At 63.9% G+C, this 22,319-nt stretch carries 22 protein-coding genes; 13 read left to right on the top strand and 9 right to left on the bottom strand.

The genetic code is table 11. The features are described 5' to 3' along the window. Position 1: 1 nt before the first annotated feature. From O9320_10470 to O9320_10460, 3 genes are all read right to left on the bottom strand, one after another. Positions 2-799, bottom strand: a complete 798-nt coding sequence (locus O9320_10470) for an SDR family oxidoreductase (protein MCZ8311269.1) — start codon at positions 797-799, stop codon at positions 2-4. A gap of 85 nt (positions 800-884) precedes the next feature. After that, positions 885-1,640: a GntR family transcriptional regulator gene (locus tag O9320_10465; protein MCZ8311268.1), complete on the bottom strand. Its 756-nt coding sequence runs from the start codon at positions 1,638-1,640 to the stop codon at positions 885-887. A 203-nt stretch (positions 1,641-1,843) separates the two neighbouring features. Further along, the gene (locus tag O9320_10460; GenBank protein MCZ8311267.1) at positions 1,844-2,377 is read right to left on the bottom strand and encodes a CIA30 family protein; all 534 of its coding nucleotides are present in this window, start codon (positions 2,375-2,377) and stop codon (positions 1,844-1,846) included. Between the two features lie 182 nt (positions 2,378-2,559). On the opposite strand from O9320_10460, the gene O9320_10455 reads away from it, so the two are divergent. Continuing rightward, complete coding sequence (locus O9320_10455; GenBank protein MCZ8311266.1) at positions 2,560-3,627, top strand: amidohydrolase family protein; 1,068 nt, start codon at positions 2,560-2,562, stop codon at positions 3,625-3,627. 19 nt (positions 3,628-3,646) lie between these two features. On the opposite strand, the gene hpxZ is transcribed toward O9320_10455, so the two are convergent. After that, positions 3,647-4,033 (bottom strand): oxalurate catabolism protein HpxZ, encoded by a 387-nt coding sequence (gene hpxZ, locus O9320_10450; GenBank protein MCZ8311265.1) that lies wholly within the window; start codon positions 4,031-4,033, stop codon positions 3,647-3,649. 44 nt (positions 4,034-4,077) lie between these two features. Between hpxZ and O9320_10445 the strand changes: the two genes are divergently transcribed. The 4 genes from O9320_10445 to O9320_10430 all read left to right on the top strand — a co-directional run bounded on the left by O9320_10445 (position 4,078) and on the right by O9320_10430 (position 8,275). Then, positions 4,078-5,025: an ABC transporter permease gene (locus O9320_10445; protein ID MCZ8311264.1), complete on the top strand. Its 948-nt coding sequence runs from the start codon at positions 4,078-4,080 to the stop codon at positions 5,023-5,025. Further along, positions 5,022-5,870, top strand: coding sequence for an ABC transporter permease (locus O9320_10440; protein MCZ8311263.1), 849 nt, complete (start codon positions 5,022-5,024; stop codon positions 5,868-5,870). The genes O9320_10445 and O9320_10440 overlap by 4 nt, the downstream gene beginning before the upstream one ends. Positions 5,871-5,943: 73 nt before the next feature. Further along, positions 5,944-7,479, top strand: a complete 1,536-nt coding sequence (locus O9320_10435) for an ABC transporter substrate-binding protein (GenBank protein ID MCZ8311262.1) — start codon at positions 5,944-5,946, stop codon at positions 7,477-7,479. Between the two features lie 7 nt (positions 7,480-7,486). Further along, positions 7,487-8,275 (top strand): glutamine amidotransferase, encoded by a 789-nt coding sequence (locus O9320_10430; GenBank protein MCZ8311261.1) that lies wholly within the window; start codon positions 7,487-7,489, stop codon positions 8,273-8,275. A gap of 15 nt (positions 8,276-8,290) precedes the next feature. Here the strand turns inward: O9320_10430 and O9320_10425 are convergent, their stop codons facing one another. Genes O9320_10425 through O9320_10415 form a run of 3 tightly spaced genes read right to left on the bottom strand, consistent with a single transcriptional unit; the run spans position 8,291 to position 11,156 of the window. Then, complete coding sequence (locus tag O9320_10425) at positions 8,291-9,361, bottom strand: ATP-binding cassette domain-containing protein (protein MCZ8311260.1); 1,071 nt, start codon at positions 9,359-9,361, stop codon at positions 8,291-8,293. Continuing rightward, complete coding sequence (locus O9320_10420; GenBank protein MCZ8311259.1) at positions 9,358-10,344, bottom strand: ABC transporter ATP-binding protein; 987 nt, start codon at positions 10,342-10,344, stop codon at positions 9,358-9,360. The genes O9320_10425 and O9320_10420 overlap by 4 nt, the downstream gene beginning before the upstream one ends. Further along, the gene (locus O9320_10415) at positions 10,344-11,156 is read right to left on the bottom strand and encodes a nucleoside phosphorylase (protein MCZ8311258.1); all 813 of its coding nucleotides are present in this window, start codon (positions 11,154-11,156) and stop codon (positions 10,344-10,346) included. Before O9320_10415 ends, O9320_10420 begins: the two co-directional genes overlap by 1 nt. A gap of 198 nt (positions 11,157-11,354) precedes the next feature. On the opposite strand from O9320_10415, the gene O9320_10410 reads away from it, so the two are divergent. Then, complete coding sequence (locus tag O9320_10410; GenBank protein MCZ8311257.1) at positions 11,355-12,251, top strand: PfkB family carbohydrate kinase; 897 nt, start codon at positions 11,355-11,357, stop codon at positions 12,249-12,251. 45 nt (positions 12,252-12,296) lie between these two features. After that, positions 12,297-13,235, top strand: coding sequence for a ribokinase (locus O9320_10405; GenBank protein MCZ8311256.1), 939 nt, complete (start codon positions 12,297-12,299; stop codon positions 13,233-13,235). Positions 13,236-13,281: 46 nt separating this feature from the next. Here the strand turns inward: O9320_10405 and hutC are convergent, their stop codons facing one another. Continuing rightward, positions 13,282-14,040, bottom strand: coding sequence for a histidine utilization repressor (gene hutC, locus O9320_10400; protein MCZ8311255.1), 759 nt, complete (start codon positions 14,038-14,040; stop codon positions 13,282-13,284). Beyond that, entirely contained in the window at positions 14,037-15,401 is a 1,365-nt protein-coding gene (locus O9320_10395) for a formimidoylglutamate deiminase (protein ID MCZ8311254.1), read from the bottom strand. The genes hutC and O9320_10395 overlap by 4 nt, the downstream gene beginning before the upstream one ends. A gap of 87 nt (positions 15,402-15,488) precedes the next feature. Here O9320_10395 and hutI point away from each other — a divergent pair, with 87 nt between their 5' ends. The 6 genes from hutI (at position 15,489) to O9320_10365 (ending at position 22,284) form a co-directional block, all read left to right on the top strand. Then, positions 15,489-16,697, top strand: a complete 1,209-nt coding sequence (gene hutI, locus O9320_10390; protein MCZ8311253.1) for an imidazolonepropionase — start codon at positions 15,489-15,491, stop codon at positions 16,695-16,697. Then, a complete protein-coding gene (gene hutH, locus O9320_10385; protein MCZ8311252.1) occupies positions 16,694-18,238 on the top strand; it encodes a histidine ammonia-lyase in 1,545 nt (514 codons plus the stop codon). The genes hutI and hutH overlap by 4 nt, the downstream gene beginning before the upstream one ends. Next, positions 18,239-19,069: an N-formylglutamate deformylase gene (gene hutG, locus O9320_10380; GenBank protein MCZ8311251.1), complete on the top strand. Its 831-nt coding sequence runs from the start codon at positions 18,239-18,241 to the stop codon at positions 19,067-19,069. It begins immediately after the preceding gene. Continuing rightward, positions 19,066-20,730: a urocanate hydratase gene (locus O9320_10375; protein ID MCZ8311250.1), complete on the top strand. Its 1,665-nt coding sequence runs from the start codon at positions 19,066-19,068 to the stop codon at positions 20,728-20,730. Before hutG ends, O9320_10375 begins: the two co-directional genes overlap by 4 nt. Positions 20,731-20,739: 9 nt before the next feature. Next, positions 20,740-21,327, top strand: a complete 588-nt coding sequence (locus tag O9320_10370; GenBank protein MCZ8311249.1) for a HutD family protein — start codon at positions 20,740-20,742, stop codon at positions 21,325-21,327. 132 nt (positions 21,328-21,459) lie between these two features. Continuing rightward, positions 21,460-22,284, top strand: a complete 825-nt coding sequence (locus O9320_10365) for an amino acid ABC transporter permease (GenBank protein MCZ8311248.1) — start codon at positions 21,460-21,462, stop codon at positions 22,282-22,284. Positions 22,285-22,319: the final 35 nt, after the last annotated feature.

The raw sequence follows: 22,319 nt of genomic DNA, 5'->3' as shown, positions 1-22,319 counted from the left end.
CTCAAAAATCCCTTGCAAAGCCGGCGGTCCAGCCGCCGTCGATCGCCAGAACATGGCCGGTCACGTAGGTATTGTCCGGCGCACCAAGAAAAAGTGCGCCGCGTGCAATTTCCTCGGGCTCGGCCGGGCGACCGAGTGGAATGTGCGAAAGCAGGCGCGCATGCAGATCGCGCTCCGCACTGTTGGCATTGTGGATCCAGTCGCGCCAGCCCGTCGTCGCGGTCGACCCGGGTGCTATCGCATTGACGAGAATACCGTCGCCTGCAAGCTCGAGCGCCATCGAGCGCGTGAGATTGACCACGCCGGCTTTGGCCGCCACGTAGGAACTCTGCAGGCGCATCGGCACAAGGCCCAGGACCGATGCGATGTTGACGATGCGCCCGAATTTCGCGGCGCGCATCGAAGGCACAATCGCCTGCGACATCAGGAAGACGCCGGTAAGGTCGATCGCCAACATCTCGTCCCAGGCTGCAATCGGGAAATTCTCGACAGTCTTACGGTCGGCAGCCTTCACGCCGATGCCTGCGTTGTTTACGAGAATGTCGATGCCGCCCGACGCATCGAGTGCTTCGGCCGCGACGCTTGCAATCATCGCGCGATCGGCCACATCGAGTGCATAGACGAGATGATCTGCCGCATGGGCGGGCGCTTCGAGCGCCGCTTGGCGCGCACCGTCGGCGTCGCGGTCGCTGAACACGACCCGCGCCCCATTGGCCGCAAACGCATGCGCAATGGCCCGACCGATACCTTGCGCCGCGCCGGTCACAAGGGCCGTGCGTCCGCTTAGATCGCATTTCATGCGCTTTCTCCGAAGCGCTCGCGTGTCCCGTCGGCGAACCGATCAGGTCTCCCGTTGTTATGACAACTCGACCGGTCGGTCTTTGTCAAGACCCGGCTTGCGGATGCCGGTTCTGGCCGAAGCGGTAGGCAACGCGCGCATCGCCTGCAAGCGCGCGCGTGTAGGCAGCTTCGAGCGGTCTGCCGCCCGTGTCGCAGTAGCGAAGCAGCGTCGCCAGCAGCGGCGTGCCAAGACTGCAGCCCAAGCGCAACGCATCTGACTCGTTGGCGCCGTCGGCCCAAATCGAGTGCGTGACGTCGCCGATCTCGATCGCCAAGCGGCGCTGCAGCACGCGAAAGACGACCGGATCGTCGAAGTCCGATTTCCGCAGACGCTTGCCGATCGCGGGCGGAAAATAGATCGTCGAGCGCGCATAGGCGCGCCCCTGGCGCTTGAGAACGCCGCGCAGGCAATAGAGCCGCGTCTGTGGCGTTTCGCCGAGGATCGCGGCTGCATCGGGCTGGCGTTCGCGTGCGTAGCTTTCGATCGCCAACACGGCATTGGCCACCATCGCCACGATGTCGCCCAGCGATTCAACCGCAAAGCCCAGGCGCAAGGCCGGGCCGGCGGAAACCACCTCAGTGCGCCGTGCACGTGCTTTGCGGATCAGCCCGTCCTGCTCGAGGAGCTGCAGCGCATGGCGCACGGTGATGCGGCTTACTCCGTATTGTTCGGAGAGTTCAGCTTCGGTCGGCAGATTTGCACCCACCGGCCATTCGGCGCGGCGAATCTTTTCGCGCAGCGACACAAGCAGACGCTGATAGAGCGGGATCTGGCCGGTTGCATCGGTCTCGCTATCCATCTCGTGAACAATAGGGCCAATCGCGCACAAACGGAATTGACTCGCTCATGGCGCCGCCGTCGGCGCGAGTACGTCCCCGCCCCTCGAACTCGTCTGCGAATTGTGCAAATCGACCGTTGCCTGCCAGGGCGACTTGCCGCCCGTCTCGCGCGCTTTGGCAACCTTGCGCGCAAGAATTGCAACAAGCCCAATTCGGACCAGCCTTACGCAAAAAATCGTAGACCGCCAATAGCAAGATCTGCCGAAAAAGCGCGCCCGATAGCCACCAGTCCCAAACGGCGCAATCGCCGCAGATCAAGCGGAGTGTCGGTCCGGTGAGGGCCAAAGCCACCAAACGGCAACCGAGCTGTCTGCCATTTCGGCAAAGCCACGAAGTTCGTTCGGTAGGACTGCCAAGGACGTGCGAGGTCGGACGTCCGAAGATGAACCCCATATTCCCCCGCGCCACCATGGAAATCCAGTTCGATCCCGCCCCAGGCACTCGCATCTACTGTTCCGGAAACAGGCGAAAGATCGAGCGCTATCTGCACAAAACCGCCATTGTTCTCGAGGCGGACGTCGCCCCGCATGCGAATGGCGAGACGGCCGCCTACTATCTCGCGGGTCATGGCCCCGCTGGAAACGCCACCCATGACCTGATCGGTGAGGAGTTGCCAAGCAGTCCCGATACGCGCGAACGGCGCCTCGCCTGTCAGGTCATCGATGATCGGGTTCGATACGCGTATGCTTTGGCTCACAGCAGGAGTGTCGATCAGCTCACCAACTGCAGCAAGGACAAACGCACCACGGCCCGAATTCGCGGCTCAAGAACGATCCTTGCGCATACTTGGGGAGAAAATCAGCAAGCCCTTGCTTATCGATGTATGAAACGTGCAACATTTGGCTCATGGTCTTGCCGCAACGCTGAAAAAGGACCAACATGCCACCCGCTCAGTTTGAATCGAAAGCGTCCGTCGATGTGCACACGCACATCTACCTTCCGACATATGTCGAGATGCTGCGCACGCGGAAGGCAGTTCCGCGCGTCGTCGACCGCAACGGCCAGTCGCGGCTGCTGATTCTGCCGGGCAAAGACGAGGAAGACAGCCCCGACGCCGGCCGCTCCTTTGGCAGCGAGTACTTCGACATCGGCGGCAAAATCCGCTTCATGGACAATCACGGCATCGCCCTGTCGGTGCTGAGCCTTGCCAACCCGTGGGTCGATTTTCTGCCGCCGTCCGAGGCCGTCGCGCTTTCGCGCATCTTCAACAACGATATGGAAGCCGTATGCGCAGCGTCCGGCGGACGCCTGCGCGGTTTCGGCGTTCTGCCGCTGAAAGCCCCAGCCGCAGCGGCCGAGGAACTCGCGCGCATTTCGACGCTTCGCCATTTGCGCGGCGTTATCATCGGCACCAGCGGTGCAGGCAACGGCCTGCACGATCAAGCGCTCGAACCCGTATGGGCCGAGGCGTCGCGCGGCGGCCATATGATGTTCGTGCATCCGCACTACGGCCTGGGCAATGCGGCTTACGAGGGAACCGGGCACGCTCTTTTTCTTGCGCTCGGTTTTCCGTTCGAAACGTCCGTTGCCATCGCCCGATTGATCCTGGCAGGCGTCCTCGACCGCCATCCCGCACTCAAGCTGCTGGTCGCCCATGCCGGGGGGACACTGCCCTACCTCGCCGGACGTTTGGACAGTTGTATCGGCACCGAGCGGCAGATCGATTTCGCGCTGAAGGCAGCGCCAAGCGAATATCTGAAGCGCATGTATTTCGACTCGATCGGCTATCACACGCCGGCCCTGCTGGCGCTGATTGCCCTCGTCGGCCACGAACGCATCATGTTCGGCACCGACCATCCGTTCTTTCCGCCGCGCGACGCAACGCTGGATCTCGCCGCATGTTTGTGGCCGTCGCCGCAGGAAAACTACGCGGCCATCGACGGCTTGCCGGCCGAACAGCAGCAAGCAATCCTGAATGTCAATGCGCGACGGATCATGGCGCTTTAGGATGTTCCCACGCGACCGACTATTCGGCCGGATCGCGCCGACTGACATGCGCCAAAACGATGCGCCAACCGCCCGGCGTACGCACCCAGGTCTGGCTTTGCCGGCCTTGCCGGTCCTGATCGGACCGCTGGTATTCGACAGTCGCAATAGCGAAATCGCGGCCGAAGGTCGTTACTGTCTGGTTCCAGATGTGCCGCCGGAAATCGCCGAGGGTGCGCGTCCGTCGATAGTCGGCCAATGCTTCGGCGCCGTACTGCGCGCTCGCGTAGCCGAAACGCACGACGAGCGGCGACGGCCAGAAGCTTCCGTCGAGTGCCGCCAGATCGTTCTCGACAAGAGCGCGCTCGTATCGTGCGATCGCTTCCTCGACTTCGGCGACGATCTCGGGGATGTTGAGTTCAAGCATCTTCGCAATTCCGGCTCTGACGTTTGCAGCTTGGCAACGACACTATGCTGAAATTGGTTGTCGGGAGAATAGCAGCGCTTGTCCCCATTCTGCTGGGGATATCGTTTGTCGCGTTTTTTCTAGTCAGGCTCGTTCCGGGCGATCCCGTCATCGCAATCGCCGGCGTCGAGGCCGATGCCGCAACGATTGCCGCACTGCGCGCAAAATACGGTCTCGACCTGCCATTGCCTGCGCAGTTTGCGATCTGGTTCACCCAGGTCATCCAGGGCGACTTCGGCCGGTCGATACAGACCGGTCGGCCGGTCGCGGCGATGCTGGCGACGGCGTTTGGCCCCACGTTGCTCCTGGCGGGTGCAGCACTGATCGTCTCGCTGCTGATCGCGATTCCCGCAGGCATCGCATCGGCCACGCGGCCGAACACGAGCATCGACTTCGGCGTGTCGTTGGGCGCACTGGCCGGCCTGTCCCTGCCGAGTTTCTGGATCGGCATCTTGCTGATCCTGACATTTTCGATCCGCTTGCCAATCCTCCCGTCATCGGGCTTCGTCGCGCCCAGTGTCGACGTCGCGCAGGCACTGCTGCATCTTGTGCTGCCTGCGGTCACGCTCGGCACTGCCCTGGCTGCGGCAACTATGCGCATGACGCGGGCCACGATGATCGAAGTGCTGCGTCAGGACTATATCCGAACTGCGCGCGCCAAAGGTTTGTCGCGCGCAATCGTGGTCTGGAAACATGCACTCGCGAACGCGTCCATGCCGATCGTGACGCTAATCGGAATCCAAATGGGCCAAATGCTCAGTGGCGTCGTGGTGACAGAAACCATTTTCTCGTGGCCCGGCGTCGGCAAGCTTACAGTCGATGCGATCTTCGCGCGGGACTATCCGCTGGTCCAAGGCGCCGTGCTTTGCATGGCGGTGCTGTTCGTGACGATCAATCTCGTGACCGATCTCCTTTATTCCGTGCTCGATCCACGTGTGAGGCTCGGTCAATGATAGCGAAGGCGCGAAAGAATTTCGGACGGCGCAGCCTTGTTGCGCGAAATTGGCGAACGCTGGCAGGTGCGGCACTGGTCGGCACCGTCGTGTTGGGTGCGCTGCTTGGCCCTGCCCTGCTGCCCCACGATGCGCTGAAGACCGATTTTCTGGCGACGCTTGCGCCACCTGACGGACGTTTCTGGCTGGGTACGGACGATCTTGGCCGTGATCTGCTGGCGCGCGTGGCGACGGGTGCGCGCGTTTCGCTGCTCGTGGGCTCTCTTAGTGTCGGTCTTGCCCTTTTCCTCGGCACAACGATCGGCCTGCTGGCGGGGTATGGCGGGCCGCTCGGCGACACGCTTCTCATGCGCGCGATGGACGTACTGTTCGCCTTTCCGAGCATCCTTCTGGCACTTGCCATCACCGCCGTACTGGGGCCGTCGCTCGGCAATGTCATCATCGCGATCGCCGTCGTCTACACGCCGGTATTCGCGCGCCTTGCGCGTGCCCAGGTGCTGGTCGTGCGCGAACTTGCCTATGTCGAAGCCGCGCGCGCGATGGGGTTCCGCCGCGGCCAGATTCTGTTCGGTACGATCCTGCCAAATGTCGCTGGCCCGCTTATCGTGCAAGGATCTCTCCTCTTCGCCTCGGCGATAATCACCGAGACCTATCTGTCGTTCCTCGGTTTGGGCGTGCAGCCGCCGCAGCCAAGCTGGGGCAGCATGTTGCGCGACGCGATCGGCTTCATGGAGATCGCCCCTTGGATGGCTTGGTATCCTGGCATCGCAATTTTCATGGCTGTGCTGGGTTTCAACCTGCTGGGCGACGGTTTGCTGGACAGGTTCGATCCAAGACGGGCATAGTTGTCCCATCATTGCATCAAATTCATGCGCGCGTTTCGTCCGGGCGCGCGCCGACAATGGAGGTTCCAACGCCATGATCACACGCCGCACGCTCCTTTCGACGGCCGCAGCCGTACCCGCCGCAGGCATCATGCCGAGCCTGCTTTCCACCGCAAACGCGCAAGCCCAAACGCCGCGGCGCGGCGGCACGCTCAATGTCGGCGTCGTCTCGGATCCGGTGACACTCGACCCCGCTTTCATGGCGTCGTTTTTCGAGGTCTATGTTTTCGGGACGCTGCACGACACGCTTCTGCGGATCACGCCCGACCTGCAGATCGAGCCTGGCCTTGCGACGATGACGGCGGTAAGCCCCACCGTCATGCGCTTCGATCTGCGCCCCAATCTGAAGTTCCACGACGACACACCGCTCGATGCGGCTGCCGTCAAATGGAACTTCGACCGGATTATGAATCCGGCGACCGCCTCGCTGCGCCGTGCCGATCTGGGGCCGCTTACCTCGGTCGAGGTGACCGGCCCGCTGCAAGTGACGATGACGCTTAGCACGCCGTTCGCGCCGTTCCCGCACGTCATGGGTGCCCGCGCGGGTGCGATGGTCTCGCCGACGGCCGCCCAGCGCCTGGGTGCAGATTTCGGCACGCAGACGGTCGGCTGTGGCCCCTTCCGCCTCGTGCGCTGGACCAAAAATTCAGAACTCGTCCTGGAACGATTCCCCGGTTATTGGCGCCCGAACCAGCCGCTGCTCGATTCGATTGTCTATCGTCCCATCCCGGACGAGACGGTGCGCTTGACGAACTTGCGCAGCGGTGCGCTCCAGCTCATCGATCTCGTACCGCCCCAGGCTGTCGCCGGTTTGCGTGGGGCCGCCAACATCACACTGCGCGAGCGGCCCAGCATCGGCTGGAACGCGATGTCGCTGAATGTGACTCGCGCGCCCTTCGCCGACGTCAAGGTTCGGCAGGCGCTCATGTACGCGGTCGACCGCGACGCCATCAATCGCGTCGTCTATTTCCAGACCGGAACGCCCGCCTTCGGCCCCATCCCGCCCGCCTTCGGCTGGGCGCACGATGCGGCATTCAAACCCTTCACGTACGATCCGGCGCGTGCACAAGCGCTGCTGCGGGAAGCCGGCGTTGCGACGCCAGTACCTTTCTCCATCACGGTCACCAACTCGCCGCTGCAGATCCGCCTCGCCCAGCTCATCCAGGCGCAAGCCAACCAGGCCGGCTTCCGCGCCGAGATCCGCCAGATAGACGCAACGAGCCTCATCACCGTGCTGCGCGGCAAGGATTTCGACATTGCCTGGTCGCCCTGGTCGGGGCGCTCGGATCCCGACGGCAACACCTTCAACATGTTCACGGCCGGCGGACCGACCAACTTCACCGGCTATGCCAGCGAAAAGACGACCGCGCTGCTGGGCGAGGCACGGATTTCCTCCGACCAGGCACGGCGTGCCCAGCTCTATCGCGAGGTGCAGCAGCAGCTCGCAGCAGATGCGCCGCTGCTGTTCTTCCAGTTCGACTCGATCATCCAGGCCTCTTCGAGCCGCCTGCGCTGGACCCAGTATCCCGACGGTGGTTTTGCGCTCGGCGACGCTTGGCTGGAGTCCTGATCCAGCCATGGCAGCAAAACGCAAAGCGCGTCCGAAGATCCTGCTGGCCGGCGAATCTTGGGCGACCAGCGCCTACCACGTGAAAGGCTGGGATCAGTTCTCGAGCGCTACCTACCATCTCGGGGGCGAAGACTTCGTGCGCGCGCTCGATAAGCACGGCTTCGACGTCGACTATCTGCCGAACCATCTCGCGGCAGCCGAGTTTCCGTCGACCGCTGCGGCTCTCGGCGCGTACAGCGCGGTCGTACTGAGCGACATCGGATCGAACACGCTGCTGTTGCCGCCCGACGTTTGGCTGCACGGCAAGCCCTCGCCCAATCGCCTGAAGCTGCTGCGCGACTACGTCGCGGGCGGTGGCGGGTTCATGATGGTCGGCGGCTATCTGAGCTTCCAGGGCATCAACGGATCGGCGCGTTATGCACGCACACCGATCGAAGAGATTCTGCCCGTGAAGATGCGCGAAACCGACGACCGGCTCGAAATCCCCGAAGGCTTCGTGGCCGACGTGACGGCGAGCGGGCGGCGCCATCCGATCCTCGCTGGCTTCAAAGGCAAGTGGCCGGTTCTGCTCGGGGCAAACGAAGTGGCGCCCAAAGCAACCGGAACGGTCCTCGCGCGTTTGCCCGTCGATTGCGGTGGGCACCCGCTTCTGGTCGCTGGCACGTATAAAAAGGGCCGGACGCTCGCCTGGACCTCGGACATTGGCCCGCATTGGCTGCCGCGACGCTTTGTCGACTGGCCGGGCTATGCGCGCCTGTTCGGACAAGCTGCAGCTTGGCTCACGCAAGCCGCTTAGCGCCCAGCGCCAAGTCTAGACCGTCGCGGTACCGCGTCGCTCGCGCAAGATCGCAAGCCGTGCACGGAAATTCGGCGACCCGGTCTCCGGTGCGAAGCCTGGGCTTACGTCCAATTCGCGCCAACGGTGGCACGCAACGCTTGTGCCCTCCGGTGTGGTCTCAAGCGGCGGAATTTCGGCGGCACAGAGCAGCGTTGCATGCGGGCATCGCGTGCGGAAGCGGCAGCCCGAAGGCGGAGCGATAGCGCTGGCAATGTCGCCGGGCAGAACTGCGCGCGCGCTACCTTGACCGACAGCGGGACGCACGACCGCCGCCAGCAGCGCCTGCGTATAGGGGTGGCGCGGCCGAGCGAAGATGTGCGCAACCGGTCCGACTTCGACGAACCGCCCGAGATACATGACCGCGACGCGATCCGAAATATGCGCGACGACCGCAAGATCGTGCGACACCACGATCAAACTGAGGCCGAAGCGCGCCTTGAGATCGATCAGAAGATTGATGATTTGCGCCTGGATCGAGACATCAAGGGCCGCGACCGGCTCGTCGCCGACGATCAGGTCTGGGCCAACGGAAAGTGCGCGCGCAATGCCGATCCGCTGGCGCTGTCCACCCGAAAACTCGTGCGGGTAGCGCTCCCGCTGGTGGGGTGCAAGTCCGACGAGATCGAGCAGCTCGTCGACGCGCCGCTCGCGCGCAGCACCCGACGCTATCCCGTGCAGTTCGAGCGGTGCACCAAGTATCTCGCGAAGACGGCGCCGCGGATCGAGCGACGCGAACGGATCCTGGAAAATCATCTGCATGCGCCGCCGCAGCCGCCGAACAGCCGCCTCGGGCAACGCGGTTATATCCTGACCGTCGAACAGAACCTGTCCCGACTGGACCGCAACCAGCCTTGTTACGAGCCGCGCCAAGGTAGACTTGCCGCAGCCGCTTTCGCCGACGATGGCAAAGGTTTCGCCGCGCTCGACCGCAAGATCGATGCCATCGACCGCATGGACGGTGCGCCCGCTACCCAGCCCGAACAGGCCTTTTCGCCCCGCGAAATGCCGCACAGCCCCCCGCAGTTCGACGATCGGCGCCGTCATGCGGCTTCCCTCTCCAGCGGCGCCTTCCAGCACGCAACCGCGTGGCCATCCGCGATCGCGGCAAGCGGCGGGCGCGCCTCGCGGCAGCGTCGATCAGCGAGCGGACAGCGCGCGGCAAAGCGGCAGCCGCTCAATTCCAGCCCAGGCGGCGGAACATTACCCTCGATCGCCGTCAGCGGCCCCTTCCCGCTCGACATGACCGGCATCGATGCCAGCAAGCCGATCGTGTAGGGATGCTGCGGATCTTCGAACAGGCGTGCTACACGCGTGCGCTCGACGATCGAACCCATATACATGACCGCGACTTCGTCGGCCGTTTCGGCGATCACGCCGAGATCGTGCGTGATGATAATCAAAGCCATGCCCAGGTCGCGGCGCAGATCGTCCAGCAAATCGATGATCTGAAGCTGGATCGTCACGTCGAGGGCCGTGGTGGGTTCGTCGGCGATAAGCAGCTTCGGCTGCCCCGCCAGAGCCATTGCGATCATCACACGCTGCCGCATCCCGCCCGACATCTGGTGCGGATAGTCGTCCATGCGCTGCTCGGGCGCCGAGATGCGAACACGCGCAAGCAGCTCGACCGCTTGGGCGCGCGCAGCCGCACGCCGAAGATTGCGGTGCGCGCGTATCGCTTCGGCGACCTGATCGCCGACCGTAAAAACGGGATTGAGGGACGTCATCGGCTCCTGAAACACGAAACCGATTTGGCCACCGCGAACCTTCCGCAGCTCAGCCTCGTCGAGCCCGAGCAGGTCGCGGCCCGCGAACATCGCGCGGCCGGAAACGACCTGCGCGTTCGATTGCGGCAGCAGACCCACCAGCGACAAGGCCGTAACCGACTTGCCGCAGCCGCTTTCGCCGACGATGCCGAGGGATCTGCCAGGCTCGAGCGCGAAGCCTACGCCGTCGACAACGCGGAGCGACCGTCCGCCGGTCTCGAACTCGACCGCGAGATCCTCGACCTGCAGCAAGGGGGAACCCATCAAAGCCCCGGATACCAGAAACGTTTCCCGGCCTGTGCGGCTGCCGCGTCGCGCATGGCCAGCAGAACGACCGCCTTCGAAGCAACGGCCGCGCACATCTCCACCGACGCTTCGGACGGCCGACGCTCGCGCGTAGCGCGGTTCGAAGCGACGGCGCACACGCAACCCGCCCGGAACCCCATGAGGCCCGCAAGGACGAAGAGAGTGGCGGCCTCCATTTCGACGTTCGCGACACGCTGCTGGCGCAAATCGTCGATCAGCGTCGCGAAATGCGATGGGCGATAGCCGGTCGGCGGCGGATTGTCCTGGCCTGCAAAGAACGAGTCGACGCTCGCTGAAATGCCGACCGTATAGGCGGCACCGAGCGATTCGGCCGCCTCGATCAGCGCCAACGTGACCGCATGGTCCGCGACGGCGGGGTAACCCGCATCGACATAGGCGTCGGCAGCACCCGAGCGCCGCAGCGCGCCCGAACTGATGACAAGCGAACCGCAGGCGATGTCCGCCTGAAGGGCGGCGCAAGTCCCGACGCGGATGAACGTATCGACGCCGGCGTCATGGAGTTCGACGGCCGCGATGTCGGTCGAGGGGCCGCCGATGCCGGTCGAGCAAGCGCCGAGCGCAACGCCGTCTAGCTTGCCGCGGCCGACGCGAAATTCGCGGTTGTTGGAAACTTCCTCGTAACTCGACCAACCGCGCCCAATCAAAGGCACGCGTGCCGGATCGCCGGGCAGCAACACGTAGCGCGGCAGATCACCTTTGGCGACAAGAACATGCGCTTTGCGCGGCGCAGGCGTGCCGGAGCCGCTCATGTCAGCGCCGAGCGATCTCTTGCGCAGGCGTCCACAAAGACGCAAAGATCGAAAACAATCATGCGCAAACCTAGTGACTCGACCGCCGTGATGCAAGCGTCCGATCCTTCAGATGCGCCGACACATCGCCTTTAGCGTAGCCGACGCAGCTTCACTAGCCTGTCAACATCGACGCAACCGAGAAGAGGACGGCAGGAAATGAACCGCGTTTTTGTTCTTGGAAACGCGACCATCGACGTCGTCCTCAATGCAGCACGCCTGCCGAATCCCGGCGAGACGCTGCTGGCGGAGCACATGGTGCGGTGTGCCGGCGGCAAAGGACTAAATCAAGCGCTCGCAGCAGCCAATGCCGGGGCGACCTGCGTTTTCGCAGCGCCAATCGGCAACGACAGCGACGGAATGTATCTGCGGGAAACGGTCGCCGGTTTTCCCGCTATTGCAGCGCGCTGGATCGCAATGCCGCACCCGACCGATCATTCGTCAATCTGGGTCGCAGGTTCCGGCGAGAATATGATCTTGTCGAGCGCACACTGTGCGCACACGCTCACGCCTTCGCATGCGCGTGCGGCACTGGCCGACCTCGCGCAAGGCGACATGCTGTTGGTCCAGGGAAATCTGACGGCCGAAACGACGTTCGAAGCACTTGGCCTCGCCCGCACGCGCGGTGCGGCAACGCTGCTGAACACCGCACCGCTCGCGTGGGACATGCGGCCCTGCCTCGCGCTGTGCGACGTCGTTATGGCGAACGCGGTCGAATGTTCGATGATCGTCGGCAGTGCCGACGCGTCGGCACTCCGCGCCGCGTGTGCAGGAACGGCAATTGTGACCCTCGGCGAGACAGGTGCGGCCATCGCCAGCACGGCTGGCCTCACGCACGTTTCTGCGCCGCACGTCGAAGCAATCGACACCGCCGGTGCAGGCGACGTTCTTGCAGGCGTCGCCGCCGCCCTGCTGTGCGCCGGCCGACCGATCCTTTTCGCAGCCCAAGCTGCCGTAAACGCGGCTTCGCTGTCGGTCACCCGTCGCGGCACCACCGCATCGTTTCCGACACGCGCCGAAATGACGGCGATCCTGTCGGACCTCGACAAGGGCTAGCGCGTATGCGAGCTCTTGAATTCATCCTGTGACGGAAAACCGCAAATGAAGCATGCGATCGACATCTGCGTCTTCGGAAGCGTCAACGCGGATATTTGCGTCTATGCCGACAAAGCGGCCGCTCTAGGCGAGACGAGATTCGGCGATCACTACGCGCTCAACCTCGGCGGCAAGGGCGCCAACCAAGCGATCGCGGCCCACCGGCTCGGCGCACGCGTGCGACTGCTCGGAAACGTCGGCGACGACGTCTTTGGCGCATTCGTTCTCCAAGAACTTGCCCGTTTCGGACTTGCGACAGACCTCATCGGCGCTGCCCGAACGCACGCGACCGGCATGGCCTCGATCCTCGTCGATGCGGCGGGTCGCAACGCGATCACGGTCATCTCTGGCGCCAACTTGGCTGCACGCGACGCCGAGTTCCGGACCCTTGCAGAAGCTCTAACGCCGTCAAGCGCTCTGCTTCTGCAATGCGAGCGCGCGCCGTCCGACAATCTGCGCGCAGCCCAAATAGCCAAGGGTATTGGCGCGTGCATCGTGCTCGACCCAGCCCCGGTTCCGACCGACGGATCCTTGTCGGCCCTTGCAAGCCTCGTCGATTTCGTTACCCCCAACGAAACCGAAACGGAAATGCTCACGGGCATCGCGCCGTCGGAACCGGCGGCGGTCGCGAAAGCGGCGGATGCGCTGCATCGCATGGGATTTCGCGCGGTCGTGCTCAAACTTGGCGCACGCGGAGCTTTTGCAAGCACCCCACTGCTTCGCCAAAGTTTCGCGGCACCCGAAGTCGTGTGCGTGGACAGCGTTGCTGCAGGCGACTGCTTCAATGCTGCCCTAGCAGTTCAGACTTGCAGCGGTGCGGATATTGGGGCGGCGGTGCAGTACGCGTGCAGTGCAGGTGCGCTTTGCGTTTCGCGGCAAGGTGCGGCGGCATCGGCACCAACCGCAGCCGAATTGACCGCCTTTGTTTCCGCCATCTCCAAATAGCGCCTTCTGCCGGCTGCTCTGAGACCGAACTCTGGACCGCCGAAGGCTACCGCTGCGCGCCGACATGCCCAGCTTCGACGCCAAAAGCCGCGTTCCCAGTCGGCGAAAATCGGCCGACCAGTCGGTGGCGGCTGCCCGGATAAAAAATCCGTGCCTCAGTCAACAGCCGCCCGCCCTGCCATGTGCGGCGCTCTAGGACAAGACAGGCAGACCCAGTCGCAATCTTCAGCCGTCGGCGCAAAACCGCATCGGCATTGATAGCGTGAATGACGTGTTCTGCGTCGCTCCAAGGCACGCGCTGCAGGAGCCACGTCCCCGGCGGCAAGGTTTTGAACTCTGCGTTGCGCGCACTGGGAACGGCCGCGAGATTGACAATCCGCTGCTCGAAGGCCTGCGGCATGCCTTCGAGCAGATGGAGCGTATCCACCATGAGCACCGGCGCTCCGGCTCTGAGATCGAGCCGCGCGCCCGTTTCGCGGTCGATCGGTGCAACGACGCGCCGCAGAATCCTGTGTTCGTAGCGCTTGCCCGAACGCGCGGCCTCGAGCACGAAATCCTGAATCTGCATAACGGCGAGATCGGAGGTCGGGGCCGCAACCACGGAGCCCGCGCGCCTGCGACGCGTGAGGAGACCTTGCGCCGCAAGGGCCGACAGAACTTTGCTGACCGTCATGCGCGAGCAGCCATATTCGACCGTCATTGCCTGCTCGGAGGGAATACGGTGTCCAGGCGGCCAAGTGCCCGAACGGATCCGTCCTTCGATGTCGGCGCGGATGCGCTGATGCAGATGGGCTGGCGCGTTCACTTCAAAATTCGCTTCATGGTCGCAACGAAGCGCGACGCGATCGCGTCGCGGCGCACATGCCGGCCACCCTCGACCACGCGCACACCGGCGACATACACTTGCGTGACGGCAGATTGCCCTGCAACGAAAACGTAGCCGTCGAGCCATTGCGCCGGCTCCATTGCGGCAAGCGACGGGTGCGAAGTGTCGAGAACAACGAAGTCCGCGCGTTTGCCGCACGCTATTGCGCCGACCGGCTGGGCCAACGCCTGCGCCCCGCCGGCAGCTGCGGCTCTGTAGAGCGCTTCGCCGGTCGATTGGCCTTCCCGCGCCGTCGCCACGTTGCGGCTTCGATCCTTGAGGCGCTGGCCGTATTCGAACCAGCGCAGCTCTTGCGCGGCGGATATCTCAACATTCGAGTCCGAGCCCACGCCGTAGCGTCCGCCCGTCGCCAGAAAGGCGGCGCCCTCGAACAGCCCATCGCCGAGATTGGCCTCCGTCGTCGGACACAAGCCCGCAACAGCACCCGACGCGGCCAACGCGGCGATTTCCGAAGGCGTCAAATGGGTCGCGTGGACAAGACACCAGTTCGTATCGACCGGGGCGTTCGACAGCAGCCATTCAACCGGGCGCCGTCCGCTCCAGGCGATGCACGCCTCGACTTCCTGGATCTGCTCGGCGATATGGATATGGACTGGGCCGCCGACATCTGCGTCGAGAAGGGCGCGGAGCGTTTCCGGCGTCACGGCCCGCAAGCTGTGCGGTGCCGCTCCGATGGCACCGTGCGGCAAACACGCCACCGCATCGCGCGCCTTTTCGTGCAGGACGAGATAGTCGTCGATCCGGTTGATAAAGCGGCGCTGCCGGGTTTCCGTCGGTAGGCCGCCGAAGCCGCCCTGTGCGTAAAGAACGGGAAGCAACGTAAGGCCGATGCCCGTTTGCGCCGCTGCCGCGACGATGCGCGTCGAAAGCTCGGCTTTGTCCGCGTAAGGCTGTCCGTGCCGGTCATGATGGAGATAGTGGAATTCGGCCACACTGGTGAAGCCGCCCTCCAGCATCTCCATCATGGCCATCGCCGATATCGCCTCGATGTCGTCGGGGCCGAGATGATCGACGAAGCGGTACATCGCTTCCCGCCACGTCCAGAAACTGTCGTTTGCCGGCCCACGCCTTTCCGTCGATCCGGCAATGGCGCGCTGAAAAGCATGACTGTGGAGATTGGGCAGACCCGGCAATACTGCACCTGCGATGCGCGGTCGCCCGCCAGCGGCGGCACCGGGCACGACGGCATGGATCATTCCATCGACGACGGCGACTTCGACGTCGCGCGCCCAGCCGTCCGGCAAAAGTGCGGCGTCGAAAAAGAATTCAAATCGGGCCATGGCATCCAGCCTACACAGCAAGAACGCGGCTAGACAACATCAGGTGCGCTGGATTATGTCTAGACAATTCGGGAAGGAGCGTCGCCCATGACCTTCGACACTGTGTGGCGGAACGCGAGGCTGGCGACGATGGCAACCGGGTCCGGTCCGTTGGGGCTGGTCGAACGCGGTGCAGTCGCCGCGCGCGACGGCCGCATCGCCTTCGTTGGGGCTGAAGCCGATCTTCCGAAGCCGACAGACGCCAAACACACGATCGACTGCGCGGGACGCCTGATAACCCCGGGCTTCATCGACTGCCATACGCATCTCGTTCACGGCGGGGACCGCGCGCGGGAGTTCGAAATGCGCTTAGCGGGTGCTTCCTACGCCGAGATCGCCGCCGCCGGCGGCGGCATCGCGTCGACGGTGAGGGCGACACGCGCGGCTGGCAACGAGAGCCTCGTCGCGAGTGCCCTCGCCCGGCTCGACCGCCTCATCGCCGAGGGTGTGACGACAATCGAGATCAAGTCCGGCTACGGACTTGAACGCGCCGAGGAGATGCGGATGCTCCGCGTCGCGCGCGCGCTCGAAACGAAACGCGATATTCGCGTGAGCACGACCTTTCTGGGGGCCCATGCACTGCCGCCCGAGTTCAACGGCGACAAGGACCGCTATATCGAGATCGTCTGCACGGACATGCTGCCTGCCCTCGCGCGCGAAAATCTGGCCGATGCCGTCGATGCGTTCTGCGAAGGAATCGCATTTTCGCCCGCACAAACGGCACGCGTCTTCGACGCGGCGAAAGCGCACGGTATTCCGGTCAAGCTCCACGCCGACCAGCTTTCCAATCTCGGCGGTGCAGCCCTTGCCGCACGCTACGGCGCTCTGTCGGCCGACCACCTCGAACACACCGACGAAGTCGGCTTGCAGGCAATGGCAAAGGCCGGAACGGTCGCGGTCCTTCTTCCCGGCGCATTCTACTTCCTGCGCGACACGCAATTGCCGCCGACAGAACTGTGCCGCAAATTCGGCGTGCCGATGGCGCTTGCGACCGACTGCAATCCGGGCACCTCGCCGCTGACGTCGATGCTTCTTGTACTCAATATGGGCGCCACGCTATTCCGCATGACGGTCGACGAATGCCTTTTGGGCGTGACCCGCCATGCGGCCGCAGCCCTCGGGCGCACCGCTTCAGTGGGCACGCTGGAAGGCGGAAAATTCTGCGACCTTGCGATCTGGGATGTCGAGAGTCCGGCCGAACTCGTCTATCGCATGGGCTTCAATCCGCTGCACTCGCGCGTCTGGAAAGGACGATGAGCATGCAAGTCGATATCGAACCCGGTGCTGTATCTCTTGCGTCGTGGCGCCGCATCTATTTTGGCGACGGCGCCGCGCTCGATCCTGCCTGCCGGAATAACGTAGAACGCAGCGCGAAAACGGTCGAAACGATCTTGGCGACGGGCTATGCGGTCTACGGCATCAATACAGGCTTCGGCAAACTCGCCAATGTGCGCATCGAACCGCACGACCTGGCCGCCCTCCAGCGCAATATCGTGCTTTCCCATGCCGCTGGCGTCGGCGCCCCGCTGCCCGACAAAGTCGTGCGGCTGATGATGGTGCTCAAACTGGCGAACCTCGCCCAGGGCGTGTCCGGGATCCGGCTTGCCACACTCGACCATCTCGCCGCCTGTCTTGATCGAGGTCTCATCCCCGTCGTGCCAGGCCAAGGGTCGGTCGGAGCTTCGGGTGATTTGGCGCCGCTTGCCCATATGACCGCAGCCTTGCTTGGCGTCGGCGCGTTTTCCGTCGCCGGCACGCACGTACCGGCAAGCGATGCACTCCGCTCGGCCGGACTCGCACCGCTTGTGCTCGGCCCTAAAGAAGGGCTCGCACTCCTCAACGGCACGCAAGCTTCGACAGCCCTTGCACTCGCCGGTCTGTTCGAAACCGAGCGCGTCTTTCAGGCAGCTCTTGTTACGGGTGCTCTCGCAACCGACGCGGCGCGCGGCTCAGACGGGCCGTTCGATCCGCGCATCCACGCGGTTCGTCGTCATGCGGGCCAGATCGAAGTCGCCGCAACCCTTCGCGGCTTGATGGAAGGCAGCGCCATTCGCGCCTCCCACCTCGTCGGCGACGAGCGCGTGCAAGACCCGTATTGCCTGCGCTGCCAGCCCCAAGTGATGGGAGCTTGCCTCGATCTGCTGCGCCAAGCGGCGACGACCCTTGCGGTCGAATCAAACGGTGTTTCCGACAATCCGCTGGTTTTTGCCGACGAAGGCGACGTGATCTCGGGCGGAAATTTCCACGCTGAACCTGTCGCCTTTGCCGCCGACATGATCGCGATGGCACTGTGCGAGATCGGCTCGCTTGCCGAGCGGCGCATCGCGATGCTGGTCGATCCGGCTTTGTCGGGCCTGCCTGCGTTTCTCACGCCCAAGCCCGGACTGAATTCAGGCTTCATGATCCCGCAAGTCACTGCCGCAGCGCTGGTCTCCGAGAACAAACAGCGCGCCTACCCCGCAAGTGTGGATTCGATCCCGACATCGGCCAACCAGGAAGACCACGTGTCGATGGCGATGCATGGTGCGCGCCGTCTGCACGACATGGCCGCGAACGCTTCTTGGATTGTCGGCATCGAACTGCTGGTCGCAGCCCAAGGGGCGGACTTCCATCGCCCACTTGCGTCCAGCCCAAGCCTCGAAGCCGCGCGCACACTGCTGCGCACGAATGTCGCGACCCTCGGCGACGACCGCTTTCTTGCTCCCGACATCGCGCATGCGCGCGACCTTGTCGTCTCCGGTGCACTTGTACGTGCGGCTGGCCGCGATCTTCCCTCGCTTCATCCCCACGGTCGCTGAATGCGCGCGCACCCGACATGGCTGACGGTACGGCGCGGCGAAGCGCCGCTCCTGCTCAGCATGCCGCACACGGGCACAGAAATTCCGGCGGCCCTCGAACAGCGCTTCGTGTCTCCCTGGCTTGCCCGCAAAGACGCCGATTGGTGGATCGAACAGCTGTACGATTTTGCCGCCGATCTCGACGCCACCATCGTGCGCACCGCAATTTCGCGCTCGGTCATCGACGTGAACCGCGATCCGTCCGGCGCCTCGCTCTATCCAGGACAGGCGACGACCGGGCTGTGCCCGAGCGAAACGTTCGACGGCGAGCCGCTCTATCGCGACGGCAACGCACCCGGTACGCCCGAAATCGCCGAACGCCGTGCTGCCTATTTCGATCCCTACCACGGCGCCATCGAAAGCGAGCTCGCGCGCCTGCGCGCTCAACACCGGCAGGTCGTCCTCTACGACTGCCACTCGATCCGCTCCACCATACCGCGCCTGTTCGAAGGAACGCTGCCTGCGTTCAATATCGGCACCAATTCGGGTGCCTCTTGCGACCCGGCGCTTGCAGAGATCGTTGCGGCGCTTTGCGCGGCAAGCGGCATGGGCCATGTCGTAAACGGCCGTTTCAAAGGCGGCTACATCACGCGTGCCTACGGCAATCCCGACAAAGGCGTGCACGCGGTTCAGATGGAGCTTGCCTGCCGGAGCTATCTGCCGGAGCCGTCAGGTGCGCCCGATCCGGGCAACTGGCCGCCTTCCTACGATCCTGCCTATGCAGTACCGGTCCGCGAAAGCTTGCGGAAAATTCTCGTCGCTTGCAGCCGCTTTTCGAAAGGAACGCCATGACCCGCATCGACAATAGCCGCACGATACGCGCCGCGCGCGGCACGGCGCTGTCCGCCAAGAGCTGGCTGACGGAAGCGCCCTTGCGCATGCTCATGAACAATCTCGATCCGGACGTGGCCGAGCATCCGGGCGAACTCGTGGTCTATGGCGGCATCGGGCGCGCGGCACGCGACTGGCCGAGCTTCGACCGGATCGTGGCAAGCCTGCGCAATCTCGAAGACGACCAGACCCTGCTCGTACAATCGGGAAAGCCGGTCGGCGTTTTCCGTACCCACGCCGATGCGCCGCGCGTGCTCCTCGCGAACTCGAACCTCGTGCCGCATTGGGCAACGTGGGCGCATTTCAACGAACTCGACCGCAAGGGCCTGATGATGTACGGCCAGATGACGGCGGGATCGTGGATCTATATCGGCTCGCAAGGCATCGTCCAGGGCACCTACGAGACCTTCGTCGAAATGGGCAGGCGCCATTTCGGCGGCAGCCTCGTGGGCAAATGGATCCTCACTGCCGGCCTCGGCGGCATGGGCGGCGCTCAGCCGCTGGCCGCAACCATGGCCGGCGCATCCTGCCTTGCGGTCGAGTGCCAGCCGAGCCGCATCGAAATGCGCCTGCGCACCGGCTATGTCGACGTGCAAGCCAAGGACCTCGACGAAGCGCTCGCGATCGTCGAGCGCTCGTGCAAAGAGCGCAAACCAATCTCGGTCGCCCTTCTCGGCAATGCCGCCGACGTGTTTCCTGAACTCGTCCGGCGCGGCGTGCGGCCCGATTGCGTGACCGACCAGACGTCGGCCCACGATCCGCTCAACGGCTATCTACCGAAAGGCTGGACGCTCGCCGAATGGCAAACCCGCAAGGAGCGCGATCCCGCGAGCGTGGTGAAGGCCGCCAAGCAGTCGATGGCGGGGCATGTGCGCGCCATGCTCGATTTCCACAAAATGGGCATCGCCACCGTCGACTACGGCAACAACATCCGCCAGATGGCGCTCGAAGAAGGTGTTGCGGACGCTTTCGATTTTCCGGGTTTCGTTCCGGCCTACATTCGGCCCCTGTTCTGCCGCGGCATCGGGCCATTCCGCTGGGCCGCGTTGTCGGGCGATCCGGAAGACATCTATCGCACCGACGCAAAGGTGAAAGAACTGCTCCCCGACAATGCGCATCTCCACAATTGGCTCGACATGGCGCGTGCGCGCATCAAGTTCCAGGGTCTACCCGCGCGCATTTGCTGGGTCGGGCTTGGCGACCGCCACCGCTTGGGCCTCGCTTTCAATGCGATGGTTGCCAGCGGCGAACTGAAAGCGCCCGTCGTCATCGGTCGCGACCATCTGGACTCAGGATCCGTCGCCTCACCAAACCGCGAGACCGAAGCGATGCAGGACGGCTCGGACGCCGTGTCGGACTGGCCGCTGCTGAACGCGCTGCTCAACTGCGCATCGGGTGCGACCTGGGTATCGCTGCATCACGGCGGCGGTGTGGGCATGGGCTTTTCGCAGCATGCCGGCATGGTGATCGTCGCCGACGGAACGCCGGAGGCGGCAAGGCGCATCGAGCGCGTGTTGTGGAACGATCCGGCGACGGGCGTGATGCGCCATGCCGACGCGGGCTACGAAATCGCCAAAGACTGCGCGCGCACCCACCGGCTCGACCTCCCAAGCATCGCCTGACCGGCAGCCATGCGCATCATCCGAAGCTCGGACTGCCGGACGATGCCATGGAAAAACGGCGGCGGCGAAACGACCGAGATCGTGGTCTCCCCGGCAGATGCGTCTCTCGATGTATTCGATTGGCGTGTCAGCATGGCGCGCGTCGCAAGCAACGGTCCATTTTCGGTTTTTCCCGGCATCGACCGGAACCTGACCGTTCTCGAGGGCGCCGGCATCGTTCTCGAGCCGCAGGGCAACGCGGCGATCCGGTTGACGCCGGGCTCGCCCCCGTACGCCTTCCCGGGAGACCTTCCCCTCAACGCGCGGCTTATCGGCGGACCGATACTCGATCTCAACGTCATGGCGCGGCGCGGACGCGCGCGCTGCACCGTGTCGAAAAGCATAACTGCCGCATCCGGCGACTACGCGGCGGCGGGCGACATCCTGCTGCTGCTCATCCGCGGCGCCGGCGCGATGATCGGCGGGAACGTGCCAGTTTCGCAGCTCTACGACGGCGACTGCAGCGTGCTTACCAGCGCCGACGGAGTGATCTCGCTTGCTCCGGAGGGCACTTTGACGCTCTGTAGAATCGATCTGTGGCTGGGTACCGACACATGACAGAACTTGGTGGCTGCATGAGATTCTTTTGACCCCGTCCTGAAGCCGGATATGGCAGGGTTCTTGCTCGGAAATTAGCTGGATACTGGGACATAGCCGCGTGAGACGCGCAAAAAACGGGACCCACTAGGCATGAGCGGTACGAGCGCATCCTCCGCTCCAGACATGCGCGCACCCGCAGCACCGTTTGCGTGGCGGCGGCTTTCGGATTCCGTTCAGTTCGTGCTGTTTGCTGCCTTCTTGATCTGGGCCACGGTTAAGGGTGCCAGCAGCATGGGATATAACTGGCAATGGTATCGGGTCCCCCGCTTCCTCTATCGCGAGATCGACGGCGAAATCTATCTGGGCCCGCTCGCCAAAGGCCTGCTCGTCACGCTTGAGATCAGCGCCTGGGCACTCGTGCTCACGATCACGATCGGGTTGTTCGCGGCGATCTTGCGACGCTCGAATTCGCTGGCGGGCGAATGGCTGGTGCGCATCTATGTCGAAGCGATCCGCAACACGCCGCTGCTGGTGCAGCTCTATCTTTTCTATTTCGTGCTGGCGCCGATCCTGGGCATCGAGCGCCATTGGACCGGCATTCTGTGCCTTGCGGTTTTCGAAGGCGCATTCGCGGCAGAGATCTTCCGAGCAGGCATCGAAGCCGTACCCAAGGGCCAGTGGGAGGCCGGCCGCAGCCTGGGCCTTTCGAAGGCCGCCCTCTATCGCCACGTCGTGCTGCCGCAAGCGCTGCGCCTCGTGCTGCCGCCGCTCACCGGCCTGTCGGTATCGCTGGTCAAGCACTCTTCCATCGTCAGCGTGATCGCTGTTTTCGATCTCACCAACGAAGGTCGCAACGTAATCGCCGACACATTTCTTACCTTCGAAATATGGCTCACAGTGGCGGCGATCTATCTTGTCGTCACCGGTACCATGTCGCTTGGCGTGTCGCAGATCGAGCGACGCATGAAAACCTGACTTCCCAATTCCCAGGCTAAAGCAAACGAACGACC

It is taken from the genome of Magnetospirillum sp., assembly GCA_027532905.1.
GTDB lineage: Bacteria > Pseudomonadota > Alphaproteobacteria > CACIAM-22H2 > CACIAM-22H2 > Tagaea.
Note: the sequence above shows the minus strand (reverse complement) of the source record. Positions and strands in the feature narration are given on the sequence as shown.